This is a genomic window from Mesorhizobium sp. P2_C5_2 (assembly GCF_056404535.1).
Genome location: NZ_JBFUDV010000002.1, coordinates 448,616 through 468,576 on the forward strand (window position 1 = coordinate 448,616; position 19,961 = coordinate 468,576).

Sequence of the window (19,961 nt, forward strand, 5' to 3'; positions counted from 1 at the left end):
GGGGTTACCTTTTCAGTATATCAACGATCGGCGGAACTATTTGGCCTTCGAGCTTTTTCTGGGCGCCTTCGCCGCTTTCGCCGCGGTCGCTTCGCTCTTTTGCGTCGGCGCTGCTGCTGAAAGAGTGGTCAGTGGCGATGCGAAGGCCGAGCTTCCACTGGATGGCCCCTCGCCGCGGGGCGTCTCCAGCACGACGACGCAACCGTCGAGATCGTTGGTGGCCAGATGCGCATAACGCATGGTCATCGAAAGCGTCTGGTGGCCGAGCCACATCTGCACGCGTCGGATGTCGATGCCGCCCTGGACCAGGCGCGAGGCGCAGGTGTGGCGCAAGATGTGCGGAACCACCTGGTCGTCGGCGCCGAGGCCGACTTCCGCTTTCGCATCGTTCCAGATAGCGCGAAACTGTGCCTGGCTGAGTTTGGTGAACGGGCCCTTGGGCCGGCGGCCTTCGGCCGGAGGCAGTTTGATCACCTCTTTGACCCGTTCGGTCATCGGGATGGTGCGGCTACGGCCGGATTTGGTAATCCAGAACGAGACGCGGTGTTCCTGGATGTCGTTCCAGATCAGTCCGAGCGCCTCGCCGAGGCGGCAGCCGGTGTCGACGAGAAAGACCGAGAGACGGTAGGCATCCTCGCTGCGGCTCTTGATGGCGGAGAACAACCTTGCCTCTTCGTCCCTTTCGAGGAAACGAATCCGTCCCGCCCGCTCCTTCTGGCGGCGGAACTCAGGCAGGCTGTGGATATCCCCCATTTTGTAAGCCTTGCGCAGCAGTTTGCTGAGGGCAGCCATCTTTCGATTGATGGTTGCGTTGCTGTTGCCGCGCTGGCGCAAGGTGCCGATAAGGTTGTCGAGGGTGCTCTGGTCGAAGGCGCTAAAACGATCCCCAAGGAGGATCTCGTCTATTTCGCCGATGAACGAGCTGACATTGTACTTATGTCGCCCATCATCCCAGAGTATGTCCCGGTATGCTGAAAAGAGCTCTCCGACCCTGTGCGACTTTACTTCTCTGATCTTGTTGTAGCTGTATTTTATCTTCGCATTCTGAGAAGAGAACATTGAGAAATGTTCGGAGGGATCACCCTCTTGTATCGCTTCGATGGTCATAAAATGCCACACCCCCGAGTGGATAGAGTCAGACCTATCCGCTTGGAAGCGTCCTTTCAAGAGATTTAAATCACGCAGTTGTGAATTCATCCGCCCATCAGCGGATCCCACGAACTCACCCTACGGACTGTTCAGCTGCCGATTCCCCCTGTTCCTTCTGCTTGTCTTGACCCAGTCACGAAACAAAACAGCCCGGGCGTTGAAGCGCCCGGGCTGGTATTCACCTTTATAAAGCCAGCCCTTAGAACGAGCGCTGGAAGCGGAGCATGCCGCCGATGGCGTCGTCGCCATCAGTAATACCGGTCCAGTTGTGGTTCAGGCCATCGGTGCTGTCGATCGAACCTGCATTGACGTAGTCGACTTCGGCCGTGACCGTCAGGCCGGGAACGACGTCGTAGGCGATGTTGGCGGCGATGCCGAGGTTCTCACCTTCGTCATACGAAGCCTGGAGGTTGAACGAGGTCTTCTCGTTGATGGTGTAGGTGCCACCACCCCAGACTGCCCAGTTGCCATCCCACGGCTTGTAGAAGCCGCGACCGCCAGCCGGGAACGCGTAGGTCGAGTCCGTCAGGTTGTCGTCAGTGCCGTAGCCGCCCATGATGAAGAGCGACAGGTTCTGCATCGGGGTGATGTCCAAACGAACCTTGCCGGCGACTTCTTCATAGTTGCTGTCGTAAGCGATGACGCCGGTGATGGCGCCCCAGCCCTGCGTGTACTTCACGCCGCCGACGACATGCGGAACGTAGCTGTCGATCGTGCCGACGCCGTAGACATCAGCAGTGCCGCCGCCCGAGCCTTCTTCGAGCGAGATCACGGCCGAGAAGCCGTTGCCCGCGTCGAAGTAGTACTGGATGACGTTGGTGTCGAAATCGCCGTAGGGAACCAGCGTATCCTGGATGACGTTGCCGGCGTAGCCGATGAACGTGTTGTAGGCCGATTCGTCCTTACCGACGCGCAGACCACCGAGCTGGATCCAGGCGAAGTTCAGCGAAACGGTGTCGCCGTTGCCAGCCGCATTGATGCTGGGGCCGGCGGGGCCAACAGGATCCGCGCCCGAATCACGGTTGTTGTTCTGGAAGTTGAAGCGGGTCTCGGTGTAGGTCTTCAAGGTGCCGAGCTCGGTTTCCTGGCCGGTCCAGGTCTTCAGCGAGAAACGGGCGTGCTTGAACCAGGTGTCGTTGCTGCCACCGTCCTCAACGTCGGCGGACGTCGCACCGTCGAACGAGCCGACGTCGCCGGCGCCGATGTCGTAACGGATATAGCCGCCGATGCGCAGGCAGGTTTCGGTGCCGGGGATGTAGAAGTAGCCCGAGCCGTAAACGTCGCAAATCTTGACGTATTCAGCCGGTTCCGGCTCGGCGACGACGACGGCGTCGGCGGCGCGCGCACCGGAAACTGCGATCAGGGCCGCAGCGGAGCCGAGAAGAAGGCTCTTGATGTTCATTTTCTGACCTCCAGTCAAAAGTTAAAAAACGGGTCTGGGTATTCTTTGCTGAAGGACAGCGTTCCCTGCCCCATCCCCACTACCGAAAAAGATGCGCACCGCGCCGCTCCTTCGAATTCGACATTACCCATGAGGCGGCGTCGTTCAACCACGATCGTACCGGCAAAAGGGCTATCCGGGCGCTATCCCCTGGCGTTGTTGCACAAATGACACGATTTGGCCTCAGTCAGAAAGCTCTCGTTAACTATCGAAGAGCCCGGAAGCCTTGGCCGGGGCTTCGAAATGCGGCCGAATCCGGCGATGGCCGGCCGAAATTGCGGCTCCGTTACCGACTCGCTGGCCAGGGAGCTGCCGCAGAATCGCCGCATGCGAAGGGGCTGCTGCGGCCGAATCCGGATTTTTCACGGATAATGGCGCCGGCTTGTTGATTGTGCCGGCGCTTTTCTTTATCCACCGGCGCAACGGAGAGGTGGCCGAGTGGTCGAAGGCGCTCCCCTGCTAAGGGAGTAGAGGTCAAAAGCTTCTCGTGGGTTCGAATCCCATCCTCTCCGCCATCCTGCTTCGCTCTTCGAGCTTCGCAGGACAGGCCCAACAATTCGTGCGAAGCAGGATGGCGGAGAGGATGCCCTCCGAAGCCTTGGCGAAGGAGGGCCGGCTCGTGTGGTACGTGTACCTGCTTGAGAGCGAGGGTTCGAAAGGCGAACGTTATGTCGGCATAACGTCTGACTTGAAACGACGGCTCGCCGAACACAATACGGGGAAATCCAGCCATACGTCCAAGTTCCTGCCATGGCGGATTGTGACCTATATGGCCTTCTCGAATCAGGCTAGGGCAGCTTCATTCGAGCGTTATCTCAAATCCGGTTCGGGGCACGCTTTCGCCAACAGGCGCCTGTGGTGACGGCCGCAAGCCAGTCGCAAAATCCCGCTTTTCCCCGATAAAATATAGCAATAACAAGGTATTATGACCGAAACGCCTGTCGATTGCTCGGCAATTCCGTTCGATTCTGACTGGAGGTCAGAAAATGAACATCAAGAGCCTTCTTCTCGGCTCCGCTGCGGCCCTGATCGCAGTTTCCGGTGCGCGCGCCGCCGACGCCGTCGTCGTCGCCGAGCCGGAACCGGCTGAATACGTCAAGATCTGCGACGTTTACGGCTCGGGCTACTTCTACATCCCCGGCACCGAGACCTGCCTGCGCATCGGCGGCTATATCCGTTACGACATCGGCGTCGGCGACGTCGGCTCGTTCGACGGTGCGAGGTCCTTCGACCACAAGGATGGCGACGAGCAGGATACCTTCTACAAGAATGCCCGCTTCACGCTGAAGACCTGGACCGGCCAGGAAACCGAACTCGGCACCTTGAAGACCTACACCGAGACGCGCTTCAACTTCGGCAACCGCAACGGCTACCCCTCGGCAGACGATCCGGCAACGGAAGCAGATGAATTCAACTCCAACCCGGCCGGCAACAAGAACGTGTCGCTGAACTTCGCCTGGATCCAGCTCGGAGGCCTTCGCGTCGGTAAGGACGAATCGGCCTTCGATACGTTCATCGGCTACGCCGGCAACGTCATCCAGGATACGCTGGTTCCTTACGGCGATTTCGACACCAATGTTGTCCAGTACTACTTCGACGCCGGGAACGGTTTCTCGGCCGTGGTCTCGCTCGAAGAAGGTTCGGGCACCGTCGGCACGATCGACAGCTACGTTCCGCATGTCGTCGGCGGCGTGAAGTACACGCAGGGCTGGGGCGCCATCACCGGTGTCGTCGCTTATGACAGCAACTATGAAGAAGTCGCAGGCAAGGTTCGTTTGGACATCACCCCGATGCAGAACCTGTCGCTCTTCGTCATGGGTGGCTACGGCAGCGACGACAATTTGACGGATCCGAGCTATGCGATCGACGCCGGCGGCCGCGGCTTCTACAAGCAGTGGGGCGGCAACTGGGCAGTCTGGGGTGGTGGTACCTACACCATCAACGAGAAGACCTCGTTCAACCTCCAGGCTTCGTATGACGAATGGAAGAACCTCGGTATCGCCGCCAACATCGCCTACGATGTGGTTCCCGGCTTCACGGTCACGGCCGAAGTCGACTATCTCAACGCAGGCAAGTTCGACGACGCCGACTTCTCCAACTTCACCAATGCCGACAAGAAGAGCAGCGTCGGCGGTATCCTCCGCTTCCAGCGCTCGTTCTAACAGACAGAGCTTGGCTTAAGATCGAACCCGGCGGGCAACCGCCGGGTTCTTTCGTTTTGAGCGGGGCGTCTATCACCCCAAGGCTATGCACGGTCCAGACGATGTCCGAACGGGTCATCAGGTGAGACCTTTGGTCCAGAAGGGCACTTGAAGGACTTCGACCAAGCAGGGACGGTCTACTCTATTGCACCCACTCACCGGCCACGCTAGCAAGAAGGCCCTTTTTCTCGTGAGCCTTACCATGCGCCAGCGCCCTGCCCTCACGCCGCTTGTCGGCGCGCTTCCCTCGACGGTGCCTTTTGTCGGCCCGGAGGCGCAGGAGCGCGAGCGCGGCCGCGCGTTTCGCGCCCGCATCGGCGCCAATGAGAGCAGTTTCGGACCTTCGCCGCGCGTCATCGCCCGTATGGAGAGCGTCGCGCGTGACCAGTGGATGTATTGCGACCCGGACAATTACGATCTGAAGGTGGCCGCGGCCGCACATCTGGGCGTCGGCACTGAGAACGTGGTGGTCGGCGAAGGCATAGACGGGCTGCTCAGCCTGGTCGCGCGTATGTATGCGGCGCCCGGCGACGCGGTGGTCACCTCGCTCGGCGCCTATCCGACCTTCAACTTCCATATCGCCGGCGTCGGCGGCCGGCTGGTCACGGTGCCTTACGAGAACGACAAGGAAAGTCTGGAAGGCCTGCTCAAGGCCGTCGCCAGGGAGAAGGCGCCGCTGGTCTATCTCTCCAATCCCGACAATCCGATGGGCAGTTGGTGGGAAGCAGCCGAAATCACCCGCTTCATCGAAGCCTTGCCGGAAACCACCATGCTGGTGCTCGACGAGGCCTATGGCGAATTGGGGCCGGCCTCGGCGCTGCCGCCGATCGATGTCGCGCGGCCGAACGTCATCCGCATGCGCACCTTCTCCAAGGCATACGGGCTGGCCGGCATACGCTGCGGTTATGCTGTGGCGGAGGCAGAGGTGATCCGCGACTTCGAGAAGATCCGCAACCACTACGGCGTCAGCCGCATGGCGCAGATCGCCGGCGTCGAAGCGCTTGCCGACCAGGACTGGCTGCGCAGCGTGGTGGCGCGGGTCGAAGCCGGGCGCACACGCATAGCCGGGATTGCCGAGACAAACGGGTTGAAGCCGCTGCCGTCGGCGACCAATTTCGTCACCATCGATTGCTGCCGGGACGGCGCCTTCGCGCTGAAGGTGCTGCAAAACCTTTTGTCGCGTGACGTGTTCATCCGCAAGCCGATGGCGCCAGGCCTCGACCGCTGCATCCGGGTCAGCGTCGGCCTCGACCATGAGCTCGACATCTTTGCCGAGGAACTGCCCGGCGCACTCGCCGCGGCGCGCGGGAACTAGACCGGCCGCTGCCACCGCCATGTGGCGACGGCATGACGCTGAGGGAGCACAGCCGGCAGACCGGCATCACCTTGCAGCCGGCAGAGCCTGCGATCCTTGGCGCCACCACCGAGCAGCCGCGTGACCCGTTTCAGCGCATCCGAAAGCTCGGCGGCTTCATCATCGGCGAGGCCGGCGGTCAGACAGGCGAGATCGCGATTCGCCGCCGCCTGAAGTGTGGCCAGCGCGGCACTGCCCCGGGCGGTCAGCGACAGGACCCGCCGGTGCCGATCATCCGGATCGGCACTCAGTTCGGTCAGGCCAGCGGCCATGAATTTCCTCAGGATCCGCATGAGATGGGCCGGCGGGAGTTGGAGTTCGCCAGCAAGGTCCGATGCAACAGGCGCAAGATCGAGATGGAACGCCCGCGCCAAAAATCCCGATTCGCCGCCGGGACCGGCAGAAACGTCAGCTGGCCGGTGGCCGAGTTCGAACAGCACCCTGGCTTCGGTCAGCGTGTAGGCGCTCTGTGTCAGCGTCTCGTCGAGCAGCCCGACCAGGCACGTGTAGAACCTGTTGAAGCCGCGCATCTCGGCAACCAACGCATTTCGATCGGCTGGCATGGCAGGCACCTTTCTCCGAAGATTTCCGCAGTGCCGATCTTCACCGAATTAGTTGATTTGGTCAACTATTTACTGGACGATGCCATTCATCTCGAAGGTGTGAGCCCGGCGCTCGTCGATCCAGCAACAATCCAGCCTCTCAAGCCTGTTGCTTTCGTTCGATCCTGCGCCAGACTCTGTGCATGGGAGATAACGATGGATGACCAGCAAAAGGCGGTGCAGGTACGCGTGCATGGCAAGGTGCAAGGCGTCGGCTACCGGGTGTGGGCGCGACGCGAAGCGATAGGGCTTGGCCTCGTGGGCTGGGTGCGCAACGAACGGGATGGCACAGTGACGGCCTGGATTGCCGGTGCCGATGCTGCGGTTTCGACAATGATCGAACGACTTCGGCAAGGACCAAGGGGAGCTTTGGTTTCGAAGGTCGAGACTGAGGAATTCGAACGCCGCGACGCGCCCATCGACTTTCGGATCATCGTCTAGACGGAACGATTTTAATTGCCTACTTGAATTAATTGAACGTTCGTTTTATTAATAGAGCCTATTGGGAGGCGATCATGGCGCGCACCACCGGATCCGACGGTGAAAAGACCGAAGCCGCCGTTCGCGAGGCGGCGGTCAGCCTGATCGCACGCTTCGGCTACGAGGCGATGTCGATGCGCCAGCTCGCCGCAGAGGTCGGCGTCCAGGCTGCCGCGCTCTACCGCTATTTTCCGACCAAGGAAGATCTTTTGTTCACGCTGATGCGTGAACACATGGAAGGGCTGATCGTAGCGTGGGACGCCGCACGCCCCGACGCCGCCGATCCAACGACGCGGCTTGCCGCCTATGTCGAAAACCACATCGCCTTCCATATCGAGCGCCGCCCTTCCACCCATGTCTCGAACATGGAATTGCGCAGCCTGTCGCATGACCGGCTGACGCAGATCCTGCGCATGCGCACCGCCTATGAGAAGGAACTGCGCGCCATCCTGCGCGACGGGACAGAAACAGGCGCCTTCAGCGTTGAGGACACCGGGCTCACCGCCATGGCGCTGATCCAGATGATGACCGGCGTCATCGTCTGGTTCCGACCGGGCGAGCGGCTGTCGATGGCTGAAGTCACGGCGACATATCTTTCCATGACAATGCGCCTGGTTGGCGCGAAGATCGATATCGGGGAGGAACGGCATGTACACGAACACGCTCAGCTTCGGGCATGACGAAGACATCGAGGCGCTGCGCGATCTGGTGCGCCGCTTCGCCCAGGAGAAAATAGCGCCGATCGCCGCCGATATCGACCGCAGCAATCAATTCCCCATGCACCTGTGGAAAGAACTCGGCGCGCTCGGCCTGCTGGGCATCACCGCCGATCCCGATTTCGGCGGCAGCGGCATGGGCTACCTCGCCCATGTGATCGCGGTGGAAGAGATTTCCCGTGCTTCGGCCTCGGTCGGCCTCTCCTATGGCGCCCATTCGAACCTCTGCGTCAACCAGATCAACCGCTGGGCGACACCGGCGCAGAAGGAGAAATATCTGCCGGCATTGTGCTCCGGCGAAAGGGTCGGCGCACTGGCCATGTCGGAATCGGGCGCCGGCTCCGACGTCGTCTCGCTCAAATTGCGCGCCGAAAAGCGCAATGACCGCTATGTGCTCAACGGCTCGAAAATGTGGATCACCAACGGTCCCGACGCCGAAACGCTGGTCGTCTACGCCAAGACCGATCCGGAACGGAAGTCGCACGGCATCACCGCCTTCATAGTCGAAAAGAAGATGGCCGGCTTTTCGACGGCGCAAAAGCTCGACAAGCTCGGCATGCGCGGCTCCAACACCGGCGAACTGGTGTTCGAGAATGTCGAGGTTCCCTATGACAATGTACTGCATGAGGAAGGTCGCGGCGTCGAGGTGCTGATGTCCGGTCTCGACTACGAACGCACCGTGCTCGCCGGCGGCCCGATCGGGCTGATGGCGGCCTGTCTCGACGTGGCGATCCCCTATGTGCATGAGCGCAAGCAGTTCGGCCAGCCGATCGGCGAGTTCCAGCTGGTGCAGGGCAAGCTTGCCGACATGTATTCGACGATGAACGCCGCGCGCGCTTACGTCTATGCGGTAGCGGCCGCCTGCGATCGCGGCCAGACGACCCGCAAGGACGCCGCCGGCTGCGTGCTGTTTGCCGCCGAAAAGGCGACGCTGATGGCGCTCGACGCCATCCAGCTGCTTGGCGGAAACGGCTACACCAACGAGTATCCGACCGGCCGGCTGTTGCGCGATGCCAAACTCTACGAGATCGGCGCCGGCACCAGCGAGATCCGCCGCTGGCTGATCGGCCGTGAAATCATGGCGGAGGGCGTTTAGTGCGCGCGGGTTCGGACTTTTGTCGAACCTTCGTCGAGCCGCTTGCGCGCGACTTCGGCAAGCGTGTCCGATACCCATTGATTGATCGATTTGCCATCGCTGGCGGCGGCCTTGCCCAGAAGCGCATGAATCTCTGGTGTCGTACGCAAAGCGAGTTTACCGGAGTAAGGCTTCTGAGGATCAGCCCCACGCTCCTTGCAAAAAGCAAGATAGTCGTCGACGCTGCCTTGAAACGCCTTCACCAATTCCTCTGCAGTCTCGGCTTCAAAAGTGACGATGTCGCGAATGCCAAGGACGCGACCATGGAACACCATATCCTCATCGTCGAACTCGATCGATCCGGCATAACCCTTGTAAAGTTTCATGGCCTTATTCCAACATTGTTCAAAAATTCTCGAATGTCCCTGATTGCCCATCGCTTGGTGTCGGGCGATGGATGGGGGCGATGCAGGAACAGTGTCTGGTCGGCGATGGTGAACCTCACTCGTGAACCGCTGCCTTCCGAGACCTCGGCTCCAAGCGCCACCAGCAATGCCTCGACATCGCGCCATTTGATCGAAGCGCTAACCGGATTTGCAAATATCTTGTCCAGTGTCTGCCGGTGCGCGGCCTTCACGACTTTCCGCCCTCCCCAAATTGAATACCGTGGTAATCGGCTCCTCTCGGGCTAGGGCGAGGGCCCATAGTGATACTAAAATATGATATCACAAAAGGTTCGTCAATGGCCACTTTAGCCTCCCAGATCTCGCCCTCTTCCGACACCTTCCGCGCCAATGCCGAGCGTATGCGGGCGCTGGTTGCCGACATTGCGGACAAGGCTGCAAGCGTCGAACGTGGCGGCTCGGATGAGGCGCGCGAGCGCCATGTTTCGCGCGGCAAACTGTTGCCGCGCGAGCGGCTGGCGCAATTGCTCGACACCGGCTCGCCTTTCCTTGAGATCGGCCAGTTCGCGGCATGGTCGATGTATGGCGAGGAGATTTCCTCGGCCGGCATGGTCGCCGGCGTCGGCCGCGTCGAAGGCACAGAGGTGATGGTCGTGGTCAACGACGCCACGGTGAAGGGCGGCACCTATTACCCGCTGACGGTGAAGAAGCATTTGCGGGCGCAGGAGATCGCACTGCAGAACAACCTGCCTTGCGTCTATCTCGTCGACAGCGGCGGCGCCAACCTGCCCAACCAGGATGAGGTCTTTCCCGACCGCGAGCATTTCGGCCGCATCTTCTACAACCAGGCCAATATGTCGGCGGCCGGCATCCCGCAGATAGCCTGCGTCATGGGCTCGTGCACGGCGGGCGGCGCCTATGTGCCGGCAATGTCAGACGAGACAATCATGGTGCGCAACCAGGCGACCATTTTTCTCGGCGGTCCGCCGCTGGTGAAGGCGGCCACTGGCGAAGACGTCAGCGCCGAGGATCTCGGCGGCGCCGACGTGCACACCAGGCTGTCTGGCGTCGCCGACCACTATGCGCTGGACGACGAACATGCGCTGGCCATCTGCCGGCGCATTGTGAAGAATCTCAATCGGCGCAAGACCGTAAGCCTGACCTTACAGAAACCCACACCGCCGCTTCACGACGCGCGTGAACTCTACGGCATCGTGCCGACCGATCTGCGCCAGCCCTATGATGTGCGCGAGGTGATTGCGCGCGTCGTCGACGGCTCCGAGTTCGACGAGTTCAAGCAGAATTACGGCACCACGCTGGTCACCGGCTTTGCCCATCTCCAGGGCATGCCGGTCGGCATCATCGCCAACAATGGCGTGCTGTTTTCCGAAAGTGCGCTGAAGGGCGCGCATTTCATCGAACTGTGCTGTCAGCGCAAGATCCCGCTGATCTTCCTGCAGAACATCACCGGCTTCATGGTCGGGCGAAAATATGAGGCCGGTGGCATCGCCAAGGACGGCGCCAAACTGGTGATGGCGGTCGCCACGGCACGCGTGCCCAAGGTGACAATGATCATCGGCGGCTCGTTCGGCGCCGGCAATTACGGCATGTGCGGACGCGCCTATTCGCCACGCTTCCTGTGGATGTGGCCGAACGCGCGCATCTCGGTGATGGGCGGCGAACAGGCGGCCACGGTGCTGGCGGTGGTCAAGCGCGAGGGCATCGAGCGCAAGGGCGGTGAGTGGAGCGCGGACGAGGAAGCGAAATTCAAGAAGCCGATCCTGATGAAATACGAGCACGAGGGCCACCCGCTCTACTCCTCGGCGCGGCTGTGGGACGACGGCATCATCGACCCGGCGAAAACGCGCGAAGTGCTTGCGCTCAGCCTGTCGGCCGCGCTCAACGCTGAAATCGAGGAGACACGCTTCGGCGTGTTCAGGATGTGACATGCAAGGTCAGCGAGTGCTGGTTCTGACTCTGGAGGCTCCATGTTCGCCAAGATCCTGATCGCCAATCGCGGCGAGATCGCCTGCCGGGTCATCCGTACGGCACGCAGGCTCGGCGTTCGCACCGTTGCCGTCTATTCCGATGCCGACGCCAAGGCTCTGCATGTCGAAATGGCCGACGAGGCAGTGCATATCGGCGCTTCGCCCGTCGGTGAAAGCTATCTGCGCGGTGACAAGATTGTTGCGGCCGCGCTGGCGACAGGTGCCGAAGCGATCCATCCCGGCTACGGCTTCCTCTCGGAAAATCCTGATTTCGTCGACCAGGTGGTGGCGGCGGGGCTCACCTTCATCGGTCCGTCGGCCGCCTCGATCCGCGCCATGGGGTTGAAGGATGCTGCCAAGCGACTGATGGAGAAGGCCGGCGTGCCGGTGGTGCCGGGCTATCATGGCGAGGCGCAGGAGATCGTGCTGCTCGCGTCCAAGGCGCGCGAGATCGGCTATCCCGTGCTGATCAAGGCGCGCGCCGGCGGCGGCGGCAAGGGCATGCGCCGGGTCGAGCATCCAGACGATTTCTCCGAGGCGCTGTCGGGCGCACGGCGCGAGGCCAAGGCCGCGTTTGGCGACGACCGCGTGCTGGTCGAAAAATATGTCGACAAGCCGCGCCACATCGAGGTCCAGGTGTTCGGTGACAATTTCGGCAACGCCGTGCATCTCTTTGAGCGCGACTGCTCGGCGCAGCGCCGCCATCAGAAGGTGATCGAGGAAGCACCGGCGCCCGGCATGACGCCGGCGTTGCGCAAGGCGATGACGGAGGCGGCGGTCAAGGCCGCCAAGGCAATCAGCTATTCGGGCGCCGGCACCATCGAATTCATCGTCGACGCATCGCAAGGGCTGAAGGCCGACCGCTTCTGGTTCATGGAAATGAACACCCGCCTGCAGGTCGAGCATCCGGTCACCGAAATGGTCACGGGCACCGATCTGGTCGAATGGCAGTTGCGGGTGGCTAGCGGCGAAAAGCTGCCGAAGACGCAGAGCGACATCCAGCTCTCCGGCCACGCCTTCGAGGCGCGCATCTATGCCGAGGACGCGGCCAAGGGATTCCTGCCCGCGACCGGCACGCTGCATCATTTGGCGTTTCCCGACAAAGCTCCCGAAGGCGCCACGATGCGCATCGAGACCGGCGTGCGGGCCGGCGATGCGATCTCGCCCTTCTACGATCCGATGATCGCCAAACTGGTCGTCCACGCCAAGGACAGGCAGGCGGCGCTCGACGCGCTCGGCACAGCGTTATCGCAAACCGAAATTGCCGGCTCGACTGTCAACACCGCCTTTCTCGCGGCACTTGCCGCAGACGCCGATTTTTCGGCCGGCGATGTCGATACCGGCCTGATCGGCCGGCATCAGGAAGCACTGACCGCAGTCGCCCCGCCGAGCGGCGAGATCGTTGCCGCGGCAGCCCTTGCCGCGGCCGGCGCCGGTGCGTTGCCGCCATCGGATGATCCGTGGTCGTCGCTTGCCGGCTATGCGCATTTCCACACTGTTGCGCGGCGCACGCGGCTACGCCATGGCGAGGACGATATACTGGCACGCGTTTCAGTGCGGCCGGACGGGCGCTTCGAGGTGGCGCTGGACGCGCCCTATGACAGCGTCAACTCGCATGATCTTCGCGCCGCCCCTCGCCTTGCCCGCTGGCCAGGCCACGTCACCGTTTTCGAAGGCGCGGTCGGCTACAGTTTCCTCGTCCCGGATCCGCTGGCGCGAACCGACGAGGCCGCCGCTGCTTCCGGCAGCCTGCGCGCGCCGATGCCCGGGCTGGTCAAACTGGTGCGCGCCGCAAGGGGCGAAGCGGTGGTCAAGGGCCAGCCGCTGCTGATCCTGGAAGCGATGAAGATGGAGCACACGATCTCGGCCAGCCATGACGGCGTGATCGCCGAGATCGCGGCGGAAGGGGCGCAGGTCACCGACGGGACGGTGCTGGTTCGCTTCGTCGAAGAGGCTGCATAGCCGGCTTAAACAAAAATGGCCGGGACAAGCCCGGCCATTTCCGATCGGTGGTTTTGACGATTACTGCGCGATCGGCGCGTATTTGCCGTCATGCCACTGGTTGATGTCGTAGCTGGCGTTCTTCAGATCGCCCTTCTCGTCGAAGGTCACGTCGCCGACCACGGTGCTGAACGGCGTGCCGTTCTTCAGCGCTTCGGCAACCTTGACCGGATCGTCGGTTCCGGCGCGCTTGACGCCCTCTGCAAACGCCTGAACCACGGCGTAGGAGAACAGCGTGAAGCCTTCCGGCACAAAGCCGCCCGCCTTGATCTTGGCGACGGCCTCCTTGGCTTCCGGCTTGGCCTGCGGGTCGGCAGGGAAGACGAACATGGTGCCTTCACCGGCCGGGCCAGCGACCTGCCAGAATTCCGGCGTGGCGATCGAGTCCGGCATGATCAGCTGGAACTTGACATTCTGCTCGGACGACTGACGCAGGATCAGCCCGGCTTCGGGGTGATAGCCGCCGAAATAGACGACGTCGGCCTTGAGGTCCTTCAGCTTGGTGACGAGCGCTGAATAGTCCTTTTCGCCGGAATTAATGCCTTCATAGTCGATTTCCTTGAGGCCATTGGCATTCATTGTTGCCCTGACGGCATCCGCCACGCCCTGGCCGTAAGCGCTCTTGTCATGCAGGATGACGACATTCTTGCCGGCATATTTCTTGGCGATCCACGGGCCCATGAAAGCGCCCTGCGCATCGTCGCGCGTGTAGAGGCGCATAATTGTCGGCCAACCGGCCTTGGCGGCGGCGTCGGTCAGCTCGGGATTGGAGGCGGACGGGCTCATCATCAGAGCGCCGGCTTCGGCATAGACGGCGGAGGCCGGAATGGCGGAGCCCGAGCAGGCATGGCCGTCAATAAACTTGACGCTGTTGGCGACGATGCGGTTGGCCACCGAAACCGCCTGCTTGGGATCGCACTGGTCGTCCTCGATGTCGAGCTTGATCATCGAGCCGTTGACACCGCCGGCGGCGTTGATCGCGTCGGCGGCTGCCGTTGCGCCCTGCTTGAACTGATCGCCAATCGTGGCGAGCTGTCCGGTCATTGGGCCGACCACCGAAATGGTGATGTCATCGGCAAAGGCAACCGGCGCGCTCATCATTAGGCCAAATACGGCCGCGCTCAAAATACCCATTTTTTTCATGGTGATAGAACTCCTCCCACACGCGCGCAGCCGCTCTGGCCGCGCTTCTTTCAGAAGGCGGGACAATTTCATCCTTCATTGGGCCTGTCTAGGCGCATCGGCGCCACTCGATTGGGCCTCATCAACGCAAAAAGCCACGCCAGCCTTGTTCCGGCCGGTCGTGGCTTTTTTGCTCGTGGAGCAGTCGCCAAGCGCCCCCGCGCCCGAAAACCTACTCTCCGTCCCCATTGTGCACGACTTGACCATTCCGGCCTGTCGCGTTCTTGTTCTTCGTCGCCGGCCGTCTTATCGCGGCCTTGTTGTTATACCGGTTCAGGCCGTCTTTGCGGTCTTGATCCCCGGGGCTTCCCTGTTTCGATAGTCTGCTTGAGATCTCAGTGCATGGTCATCCATTCGCGGGCTTCACGCAGCGCCCTGGCGATCTCGACCTTGGACATTGCAGCCGACAGTTCCGAGCGCAGCTCGGCGGCACGGATCGAGCCCTTGATGGCGGCGATGTTGAACCATTTGTGGGCGGCAACGACATCGGTCTCGCAATCGCGGCCGGTCGCATACATCATGCCCAGTTCGAAAAGAATGTCGGCCTGGGCAGTTGCCCCCATGGCGCCGAAGCCCGCTTCAAGCATTTCAAAACGTGCCATTTTAGTCCCCTGTCTGGCTCCCGAGAGCGGGCCTTTTCTGTCCCCCGGTGTCCCCTGGGGAGCCGCTCTTTCGATGCTTTCGAGAATGCAGCCGAGCCTTGAATCCGCCGTTAAATGGCGTGCTTAATTTGGAGAAAACAAAGCTAAAACAAGAAGTAAACGCGGAAATTCGTTAAGGATACAAAGCCTGCAACGGCGCCGTTTCGCGCCGGATTTGACGAAAATTTGTGGGGCACCGATCAACACTCTGCTAACCACGGAAACCAAAGCCAACGCCTCGATCGTTTCATTTCCTGCTCACTGAGCGCTTTCTCGACCCTCATGAAAATTGCAAACCCTTCCCTCACGGCACCCGCTTTTGTTTTGCCGGGAGCTGGATTAGCTTACGTTTGCGTAAGGGGCAGAGAGGCGGGCGCCCCACCTAAAACCACAGGGAGGACAGATATGTTTGGCAAAGTGAGCTTGGCCCTGGCGGCTACAGTGATGATGGCGGGTGCGGCCTGGGCCGATCCGATCGAAGGCAATTGGAAGACGCAAGCCGGCGACACCGCACTCATTGGCGGCAGCGGTTCATTCTCCATCACGCTGAAGACCGGCAAATATGCCGGCAAGACCATTGGTTCGCTCAAGGCGACCGGGAACAACAAATATGCCGGCGACATCACCGATCCGGCAAACGACAAGACCTATTCCGGCAAGGCCACACTGTCGGGCACCTCGCTGAAGATGAGCGGCTGCGTGCTCGGTGGGCTGATCTGCAAGAGCCAGACCTGGCATAGACTTTAATTCTGCATACTGATATCGGACGGTCTCCAAGGCACCAACGGAGACCGTCCAGTCATGCTACAGCCTCGCGAACTCAAGGGCCGCAATGCGATTTCCTATGCTCGCTGGTCCTCAGGCAAGCAGGCCCAAGGTGACAGTCTCGCTCGACAGACCAAGAATGCCGAGACCTTCTGTGCAATCCATGGATTAAGCCTCGACCGACAATTGGTCGACAACGGCGTGTCAGCCTTCAAGGGTGGAAACCTCGACCTTGAGGCCAGCCTTGGGCAGTTCATTGCAGATGTGAAGGCCGGGACCATCCCGAGCGATACGGTCCTCCTCTTGGAGAACCTCGACCGCTTCTCGCGCATTCATCCCATGGATGCCCAGCCAGTCCTCTCCGAACTCCTCAAGACCGGCCTTACCTTGGTGACCCTGCAAGACCAGCGGGTCCACACCTATGACGACTACCGCGCTAACTTTGCCAGCCTCATGATGTCCCTCATGTCCATGCAGGCGGCCTATGAGTACAGCGCCAAGCTATCGCATCGGGTGGGCGAGGCATGGTCCCGCAAGGCACAGAAGGCCCGTGAGGCAGTCGCCAGTGGTGTCGGGCGGGTCAAGGTTGCGAAGCTACCCTTTTGGATCGACCGGGAAACCTACGGCTTCAATGGCCGTGCCGACGACGCCCGGCTGATATTTGAGCTTGCTAAGGAAGGTCACGGGCAGCAGGCCATTACAAAGCTACTGAACACTCGCGGCATCCCCTCGCCCGCAGGGAATTCATGGGCTCAAGTTGTGGTCGGCGATGTCCTCCGCTCACCAGCCGCCTATGGGTGCCTTGTCCTTAAGGGCGAGGAGGTGCCGGGCTACTTTCCTGCCCTGATCAGCGAGACCGAATGGCTGGCCACCCGTCAGCGCACCAAGGCCCGACAGCACAGCAGACAGGTAGGCAATACGTCAAACCTGTTCTCCCGCATGGTCTACTGTAGCGACTGCGGCTCCTCAATGGCCCTCACGTCCTCCAAGAAAGGTGGTGTGGGGTGGGGCTACTTCACCTGCACCGGGAAGACGTTCAAGAGTACGGACTGCACCGCGCCTAACTGGCGATACGACCAGTTTGAGCGGGAGTTCATTGACCGGATTGGTTTCTTGGCTGTTCCTGTACCGCAGGACCAGACGGCCCCCGACCTCGCAGGGAAACTTGAGGAGAGCATAGGTGCCCTTGAGGCCAAGCAATCCAATGTCCTCGCCGGTATCGCCGAGGCTGAAACCGCCGATGTCCGCAAGGTCCTGCTGGGGAAGGCCGACGAACTGGCCCGCCAAATAGAGGCGAAGCGGCGGGAGATCGTGGCCATCCGCGAGAATGACGCGCGGTACAGTGAGAGCGCGGCGGCTGTTATCGACTTCGAGATGGATCAGGACGAGATTAGGCGGTTGGCCAAGGAGGACCGGAAGGGAGCCCAAGGGCTTATCTCCAACCTCGTGAAGCGCATCGATCTTGAGAGCGACAGCAAGACCCTCAGGCGGGCGGTCGTCACCATGCGAAGCGGCTACAGCCACACGCTTATTTTCGACAGCACCGGCGAGCCGGGATAATTAGGTACTCATATTGTACATAGAACCTCCGTCGCTTAGGGCGTGATGAGAAAAATTTTCCTCAAACACTCCCAAAAGTACCGGCGATTAGAACAAAATAATTACCCTCTCATCTGGGACATAGAACGGGAAAATTTCTTTCCTTCTCTGCCGCAATACCCTTCCATACTGCACGTGGAAGACGCTCATTTGTGTGAGCTAATTAGGGGCCCATACTGGGCATAGAGGCCGTTCATTAGGTTGCCATACGGAGGGGTAGAACGCTTTCCTGCGGCGACTACCTGCCCCTCACGATTTACGGGCACCCCCTCCTGCATCTTGAGCAGCATTGCAGCTTGTCGCCGAGGGCACCCGACGTCCCAAAGACACCCGAGCCCCAATGCCTGACTGGTTCACCCGCCGCTATTCGGTCGATGAACTAAGGGCCATTCGGGACGGCAACGCCGCCTGAACCCAGAGCGCGGCCTGAGAAGCGTCAAGCCCAGGCCAGCTGTCTAACTGCCAACCTCAGCCAACCGACTCCCAACGCGCCGTACGGCCCGAAGAAAGGCATTCCATCCCTATGACCATGCACACCACGCCCACGCCCGGCCTCAAGGGGTGGATCAAGCAACACAAATCAGCAGCCGTTGCCCGTGGCGGTCGCTCACTGACCGCCGCAGAGGTGATCGCCGAGAGTGTCCGCCACAAAGCCGGGTGCGTTCGGCCCATCCTTGCTCGCGGAGAAATCTTCAACGTCATCACTGGCGAGATCGTCACCGGCTGCCTGTCACTATCCAAGGCCTTGGTTGTCCTTCGGGAACGCTATGGCATCAACACCAGCGTCCGAAAACTGATCCCCCTGCTGGAGCGCAAGGGGCTTGTCGAGCGACGCATCGCTTGGCGCATGGTGCCCATGGTGACCGACCCGACAGCAAGGAACCCGGAGTACCGACATGAAGCAGTGGCCACCAGAGCGGCGATAAGCGATGGCCTCCTGATATCCATTCATTACGGACCGAACGGCGTGCAGAGGCTCCGAACCTTGGTAACCCCAGATGGACTTGAGTTTCTCGCCCAGTTCCTGAAGGCACCAGCGGGAGCCGTCAAGAAACCCAAGGCTCGGGATACCGTGCGGGCATTACTGGCCGAGGGCAGAACGCAGGCTGAGATCGTTCGACTGAGTGGCATGTCCAAGCAGGCGGTTTGGTACCACGCAAGGTCCATTAGCAACCTCTAAGTCAAAGAAACTGGTCGTCGCTATACTATAGACGAGAGGTAACTGGGGGGCGCGTCAGATCTCGTCGAGGAGATAACTGGCGGCCCGCAGTCGGAAACCCATACGTGAGACGGCTTCGCCGTTCATGGGACAACCGACCGCCCTGCCAGCTTCGCTTTTGAGACAGGCCTTGGAGACAAGATTGATGGTCATCATTGATGATCATTTCTTTTGTCTCACCTTAGCCGCAGCTTCAGTACCGTCAGGCTCCTCTATCGGTATAGGCGAAGCCTCTCCGATCGCTTACCTGACGATAACCTGAAGTCGGCTGTCGGGCTCGCTATAAGGCGTGCGTCCTTGCCCCCACCTTTTTTCGCTGAATAGACAGGGCCGCGAGGCCGACGCCCAAATGCACTCACGTCAGACCTTTGGTCAGCCCAGCCCGCTTCCTGAGAATGTGAAAAGCTCTCAGAATTATCAGGTCATTCTCCCGCTCGGACTCCTCCACCCGCTCGTCGTACGAGGCTTCCTCGGCGTGAAAATCTTCCGCTCTTGAGGGCATATTTTTCCACCCCCATTGACATGCATCCCAGTAGCTCTCGCAGGGGATGGTGCGCTCCGCAACAACCCGGCCTCTGCTATCAAAAAACACGATCTTGAAGTGTGTCATTCTGTCGGCTCCCAATCATTGGCATTATTGCCGACAGCCGATGTTTCACACATTTGAACAGGAAAAAAGAGCGACTACCAACGCCTCTCCGTTAGCGCAGAGAATAGCCGCGTTGCGTGAGAGACCCAAGGTGAGCGAGACGGAGTTAAAATCCTTCTGCAGAGCTCTGAGGTGGTCGCCTTTTGTTGTGCGAGCGACGAACCTGATCGCTGCGACGCGGGGCAGCCCACTATTTCATTTCGATCGCTTCGTCAGCCTCACAGAGCCATTCTCCTTTCGCTTGGCGATCGCGATCAGGATATTGGAGAGGGTCTCCTCATCGAGCTGCAAACTAAGCTGAAAATCCGTTTGTCCGTCTTGTTGACCAAAGGCCTTGGCATCGTTGTTTGATCCGTTCGCCGACAACACGAGTTTGCCGCCAAACCATTCCATCCCGGCGAGCCGCAGCGTGCCCTCATGGGTCATCCCTCGGCTATCGTCTTTTCTCCGCGAACTGTTCAAGGTGAACTGCATCAAGACTTCCTTCCCCATATG

General features: G+C 60.6%; 19 protein-coding genes and 1 tRNA gene. 12 read left to right on the top strand and 8 right to left on the bottom strand.

Annotated features, from left to right (window positions below; translation table 11 throughout):
- Window positions 1–36 precede the first annotated feature (36 nt).
- Both AC1D1B_RS09100 and AC1D1B_RS09105 read right to left on the bottom strand, forming a co-directional pair.
- On the bottom strand, window positions 37–1,107 hold the full coding sequence (locus tag AC1D1B_RS09100; protein ID WP_477331322.1) for a tyrosine-type recombinase/integrase: 1,071 nt from the start codon (window positions 1,105–1,107) through the stop codon (window positions 37–39).
- 241 nt (window positions 1,108–1,348) lie between these two features.
- The gene (locus tag AC1D1B_RS09105) at window positions 1,349–2,551 is read right to left on the bottom strand and encodes a porin (RefSeq protein ID WP_477331324.1); all 1,203 of its coding nucleotides are present in this window, start codon (window positions 2,549–2,551) and stop codon (window positions 1,349–1,351) included.
- A gap of 463 nt (window positions 2,552–3,014) precedes the next feature.
- Here AC1D1B_RS09105 and AC1D1B_RS09110 point away from each other — a divergent pair.
- The 7 genes from AC1D1B_RS09110 to AC1D1B_RS09140 all read left to right on the top strand — a co-directional run bounded on the left by AC1D1B_RS09110 (window position 3,015) and on the right by AC1D1B_RS09140 (window position 9,039).
- A tRNA-Ser gene (locus tag AC1D1B_RS09110) sits at window positions 3,015–3,105 on the top strand.
- Window positions 3,106–3,173: 68 nt separating this feature from the next.
- The gene (locus AC1D1B_RS09115) at window positions 3,174–3,452 is read left to right on the top strand and encodes a GIY-YIG nuclease family protein (RefSeq protein WP_210284971.1); all 279 of its coding nucleotides are present in this window, start codon (window positions 3,174–3,176) and stop codon (window positions 3,450–3,452) included.
- Window positions 3,453–3,576: 124 nt separating this feature from the next.
- Window positions 3,577–4,752 (top strand): porin, encoded by a 1,176-nt coding sequence (locus AC1D1B_RS09120; RefSeq protein WP_477331326.1) that lies wholly within the window; start codon window positions 3,577–3,579, stop codon window positions 4,750–4,752.
- 241 nt (window positions 4,753–4,993) lie between these two features.
- Entirely contained in the window at window positions 4,994–6,106 is a 1,113-nt protein-coding gene (locus tag AC1D1B_RS09125) for a pyridoxal phosphate-dependent aminotransferase (RefSeq protein ID WP_477331328.1), read from the top strand.
- Window positions 6,107–6,903: 797 nt separating this feature from the next.
- Window positions 6,904–7,188: an acylphosphatase gene (locus AC1D1B_RS09130; protein WP_477332107.1), complete on the top strand. Its 285-nt coding sequence runs from the start codon at window positions 6,904–6,906 to the stop codon at window positions 7,186–7,188.
- Between the two features lie 74 nt (window positions 7,189–7,262).
- Window positions 7,263–7,907 (top strand): TetR/AcrR family transcriptional regulator, encoded by a 645-nt coding sequence (locus tag AC1D1B_RS09135; RefSeq protein ID WP_477331329.1) that lies wholly within the window; start codon window positions 7,263–7,265, stop codon window positions 7,905–7,907.
- On the top strand, window positions 7,876–9,039 hold the full coding sequence (locus tag AC1D1B_RS09140) for an isovaleryl-CoA dehydrogenase (protein WP_477331331.1): 1,164 nt from the start codon (window positions 7,876–7,878) through the stop codon (window positions 9,037–9,039). The genes AC1D1B_RS09135 and AC1D1B_RS09140 overlap by 32 nt, the downstream gene beginning before the upstream one ends.
- On the opposite strand, the gene AC1D1B_RS09145 is transcribed toward AC1D1B_RS09140, so the two are convergent.
- Together AC1D1B_RS09145 and AC1D1B_RS09150 are read right to left on the bottom strand one after the other, a co-directional pair.
- The gene (locus tag AC1D1B_RS09145; RefSeq protein WP_477263845.1) at window positions 9,036–9,404 is read right to left on the bottom strand and encodes a type II toxin-antitoxin system HicB family antitoxin; all 369 of its coding nucleotides are present in this window, start codon (window positions 9,402–9,404) and stop codon (window positions 9,036–9,038) included. The genes AC1D1B_RS09140 and AC1D1B_RS09145 overlap by 4 nt on opposite strands.
- Window positions 9,401–9,655 carry a type II toxin-antitoxin system HicA family toxin gene (locus AC1D1B_RS09150; protein WP_477263843.1) on the bottom strand — a complete coding sequence of 85 codons (255 nt, stop codon included), beginning with the start codon at window positions 9,653–9,655 and terminating at the stop codon, window positions 9,401–9,403. Before AC1D1B_RS09150 ends, AC1D1B_RS09145 begins: the two co-directional genes overlap by 4 nt.
- Before the next feature lie 105 nt (window positions 9,656–9,760).
- Here AC1D1B_RS09150 and AC1D1B_RS09155 point away from each other — a divergent pair, with 105 nt between their 5' ends.
- Window positions 9,761–11,368, top strand: a complete 1,608-nt coding sequence (locus AC1D1B_RS09155) for a carboxyl transferase domain-containing protein (protein ID WP_477331333.1) — start codon at window positions 9,761–9,763, stop codon at window positions 11,366–11,368.
- A 42-nt stretch (window positions 11,369–11,410) separates the two neighbouring features.
- The gene (locus AC1D1B_RS09160) at window positions 11,411–13,372 is read left to right on the top strand and encodes an acetyl/propionyl/methylcrotonyl-CoA carboxylase subunit alpha (protein ID WP_477331335.1); all 1,962 of its coding nucleotides are present in this window, start codon (window positions 11,411–11,413) and stop codon (window positions 13,370–13,372) included.
- 60 nt (window positions 13,373–13,432) lie between these two features.
- On the opposite strand, the gene AC1D1B_RS09165 is transcribed toward AC1D1B_RS09160, so the two are convergent.
- Both AC1D1B_RS09165 and AC1D1B_RS09170 read right to left on the bottom strand, forming a co-directional pair.
- Window positions 13,433–14,554, bottom strand: a complete 1,122-nt coding sequence (locus AC1D1B_RS09165) for a branched-chain amino acid ABC transporter substrate-binding protein (RefSeq protein WP_477331337.1) — start codon at window positions 14,552–14,554, stop codon at window positions 13,433–13,435.
- A gap of 374 nt (window positions 14,555–14,928) precedes the next feature.
- A complete protein-coding gene (locus AC1D1B_RS09170; protein ID WP_025583692.1) occupies window positions 14,929–15,195 on the bottom strand; it encodes an SEL1-like repeat protein in 267 nt (88 codons plus the stop codon).
- A 444-nt stretch (window positions 15,196–15,639) separates the two neighbouring features.
- On the opposite strand from AC1D1B_RS09170, the gene AC1D1B_RS09175 reads away from it, so the two are divergent.
- The 3 genes from AC1D1B_RS09175 to AC1D1B_RS09185 all read left to right on the top strand — a co-directional run bounded on the left by AC1D1B_RS09175 (window position 15,640) and on the right by AC1D1B_RS09185 (window position 18,778).
- On the top strand, window positions 15,640–15,981 hold the full coding sequence (locus AC1D1B_RS09175; protein WP_477331339.1) for a DUF2147 domain-containing protein: 342 nt from the start codon (window positions 15,640–15,642) through the stop codon (window positions 15,979–15,981).
- 54 nt (window positions 15,982–16,035) lie between these two features.
- Window positions 16,036–17,559, top strand: coding sequence for a recombinase family protein (locus tag AC1D1B_RS09180; protein ID WP_477331341.1), 1,524 nt, complete (start codon window positions 16,036–16,038; stop codon window positions 17,557–17,559).
- A gap of 562 nt (window positions 17,560–18,121) precedes the next feature.
- Window positions 18,122–18,778 (top strand): hypothetical protein, encoded by a 657-nt coding sequence (locus tag AC1D1B_RS09185; protein WP_477331343.1) that lies wholly within the window; start codon window positions 18,122–18,124, stop codon window positions 18,776–18,778.
- Window positions 18,779–19,172: 394 nt separating this feature from the next.
- Here AC1D1B_RS09185 and AC1D1B_RS09190 read toward each other — a convergent pair whose 3' ends face one another.
- Both AC1D1B_RS09190 and AC1D1B_RS09195 read right to left on the bottom strand, forming a co-directional pair.
- Window positions 19,173–19,427, bottom strand: coding sequence for a hypothetical protein (locus tag AC1D1B_RS09190; RefSeq protein ID WP_477331345.1), 255 nt, complete (start codon window positions 19,425–19,427; stop codon window positions 19,173–19,175).
- Window positions 19,428–19,661: 234 nt separating this feature from the next.
- Window positions 19,662–19,940, bottom strand: coding sequence for a hypothetical protein (locus tag AC1D1B_RS09195; RefSeq protein ID WP_477331346.1), 279 nt, complete (start codon window positions 19,938–19,940; stop codon window positions 19,662–19,664).
- Window positions 19,941–19,961 lie beyond the last annotated feature (21 nt).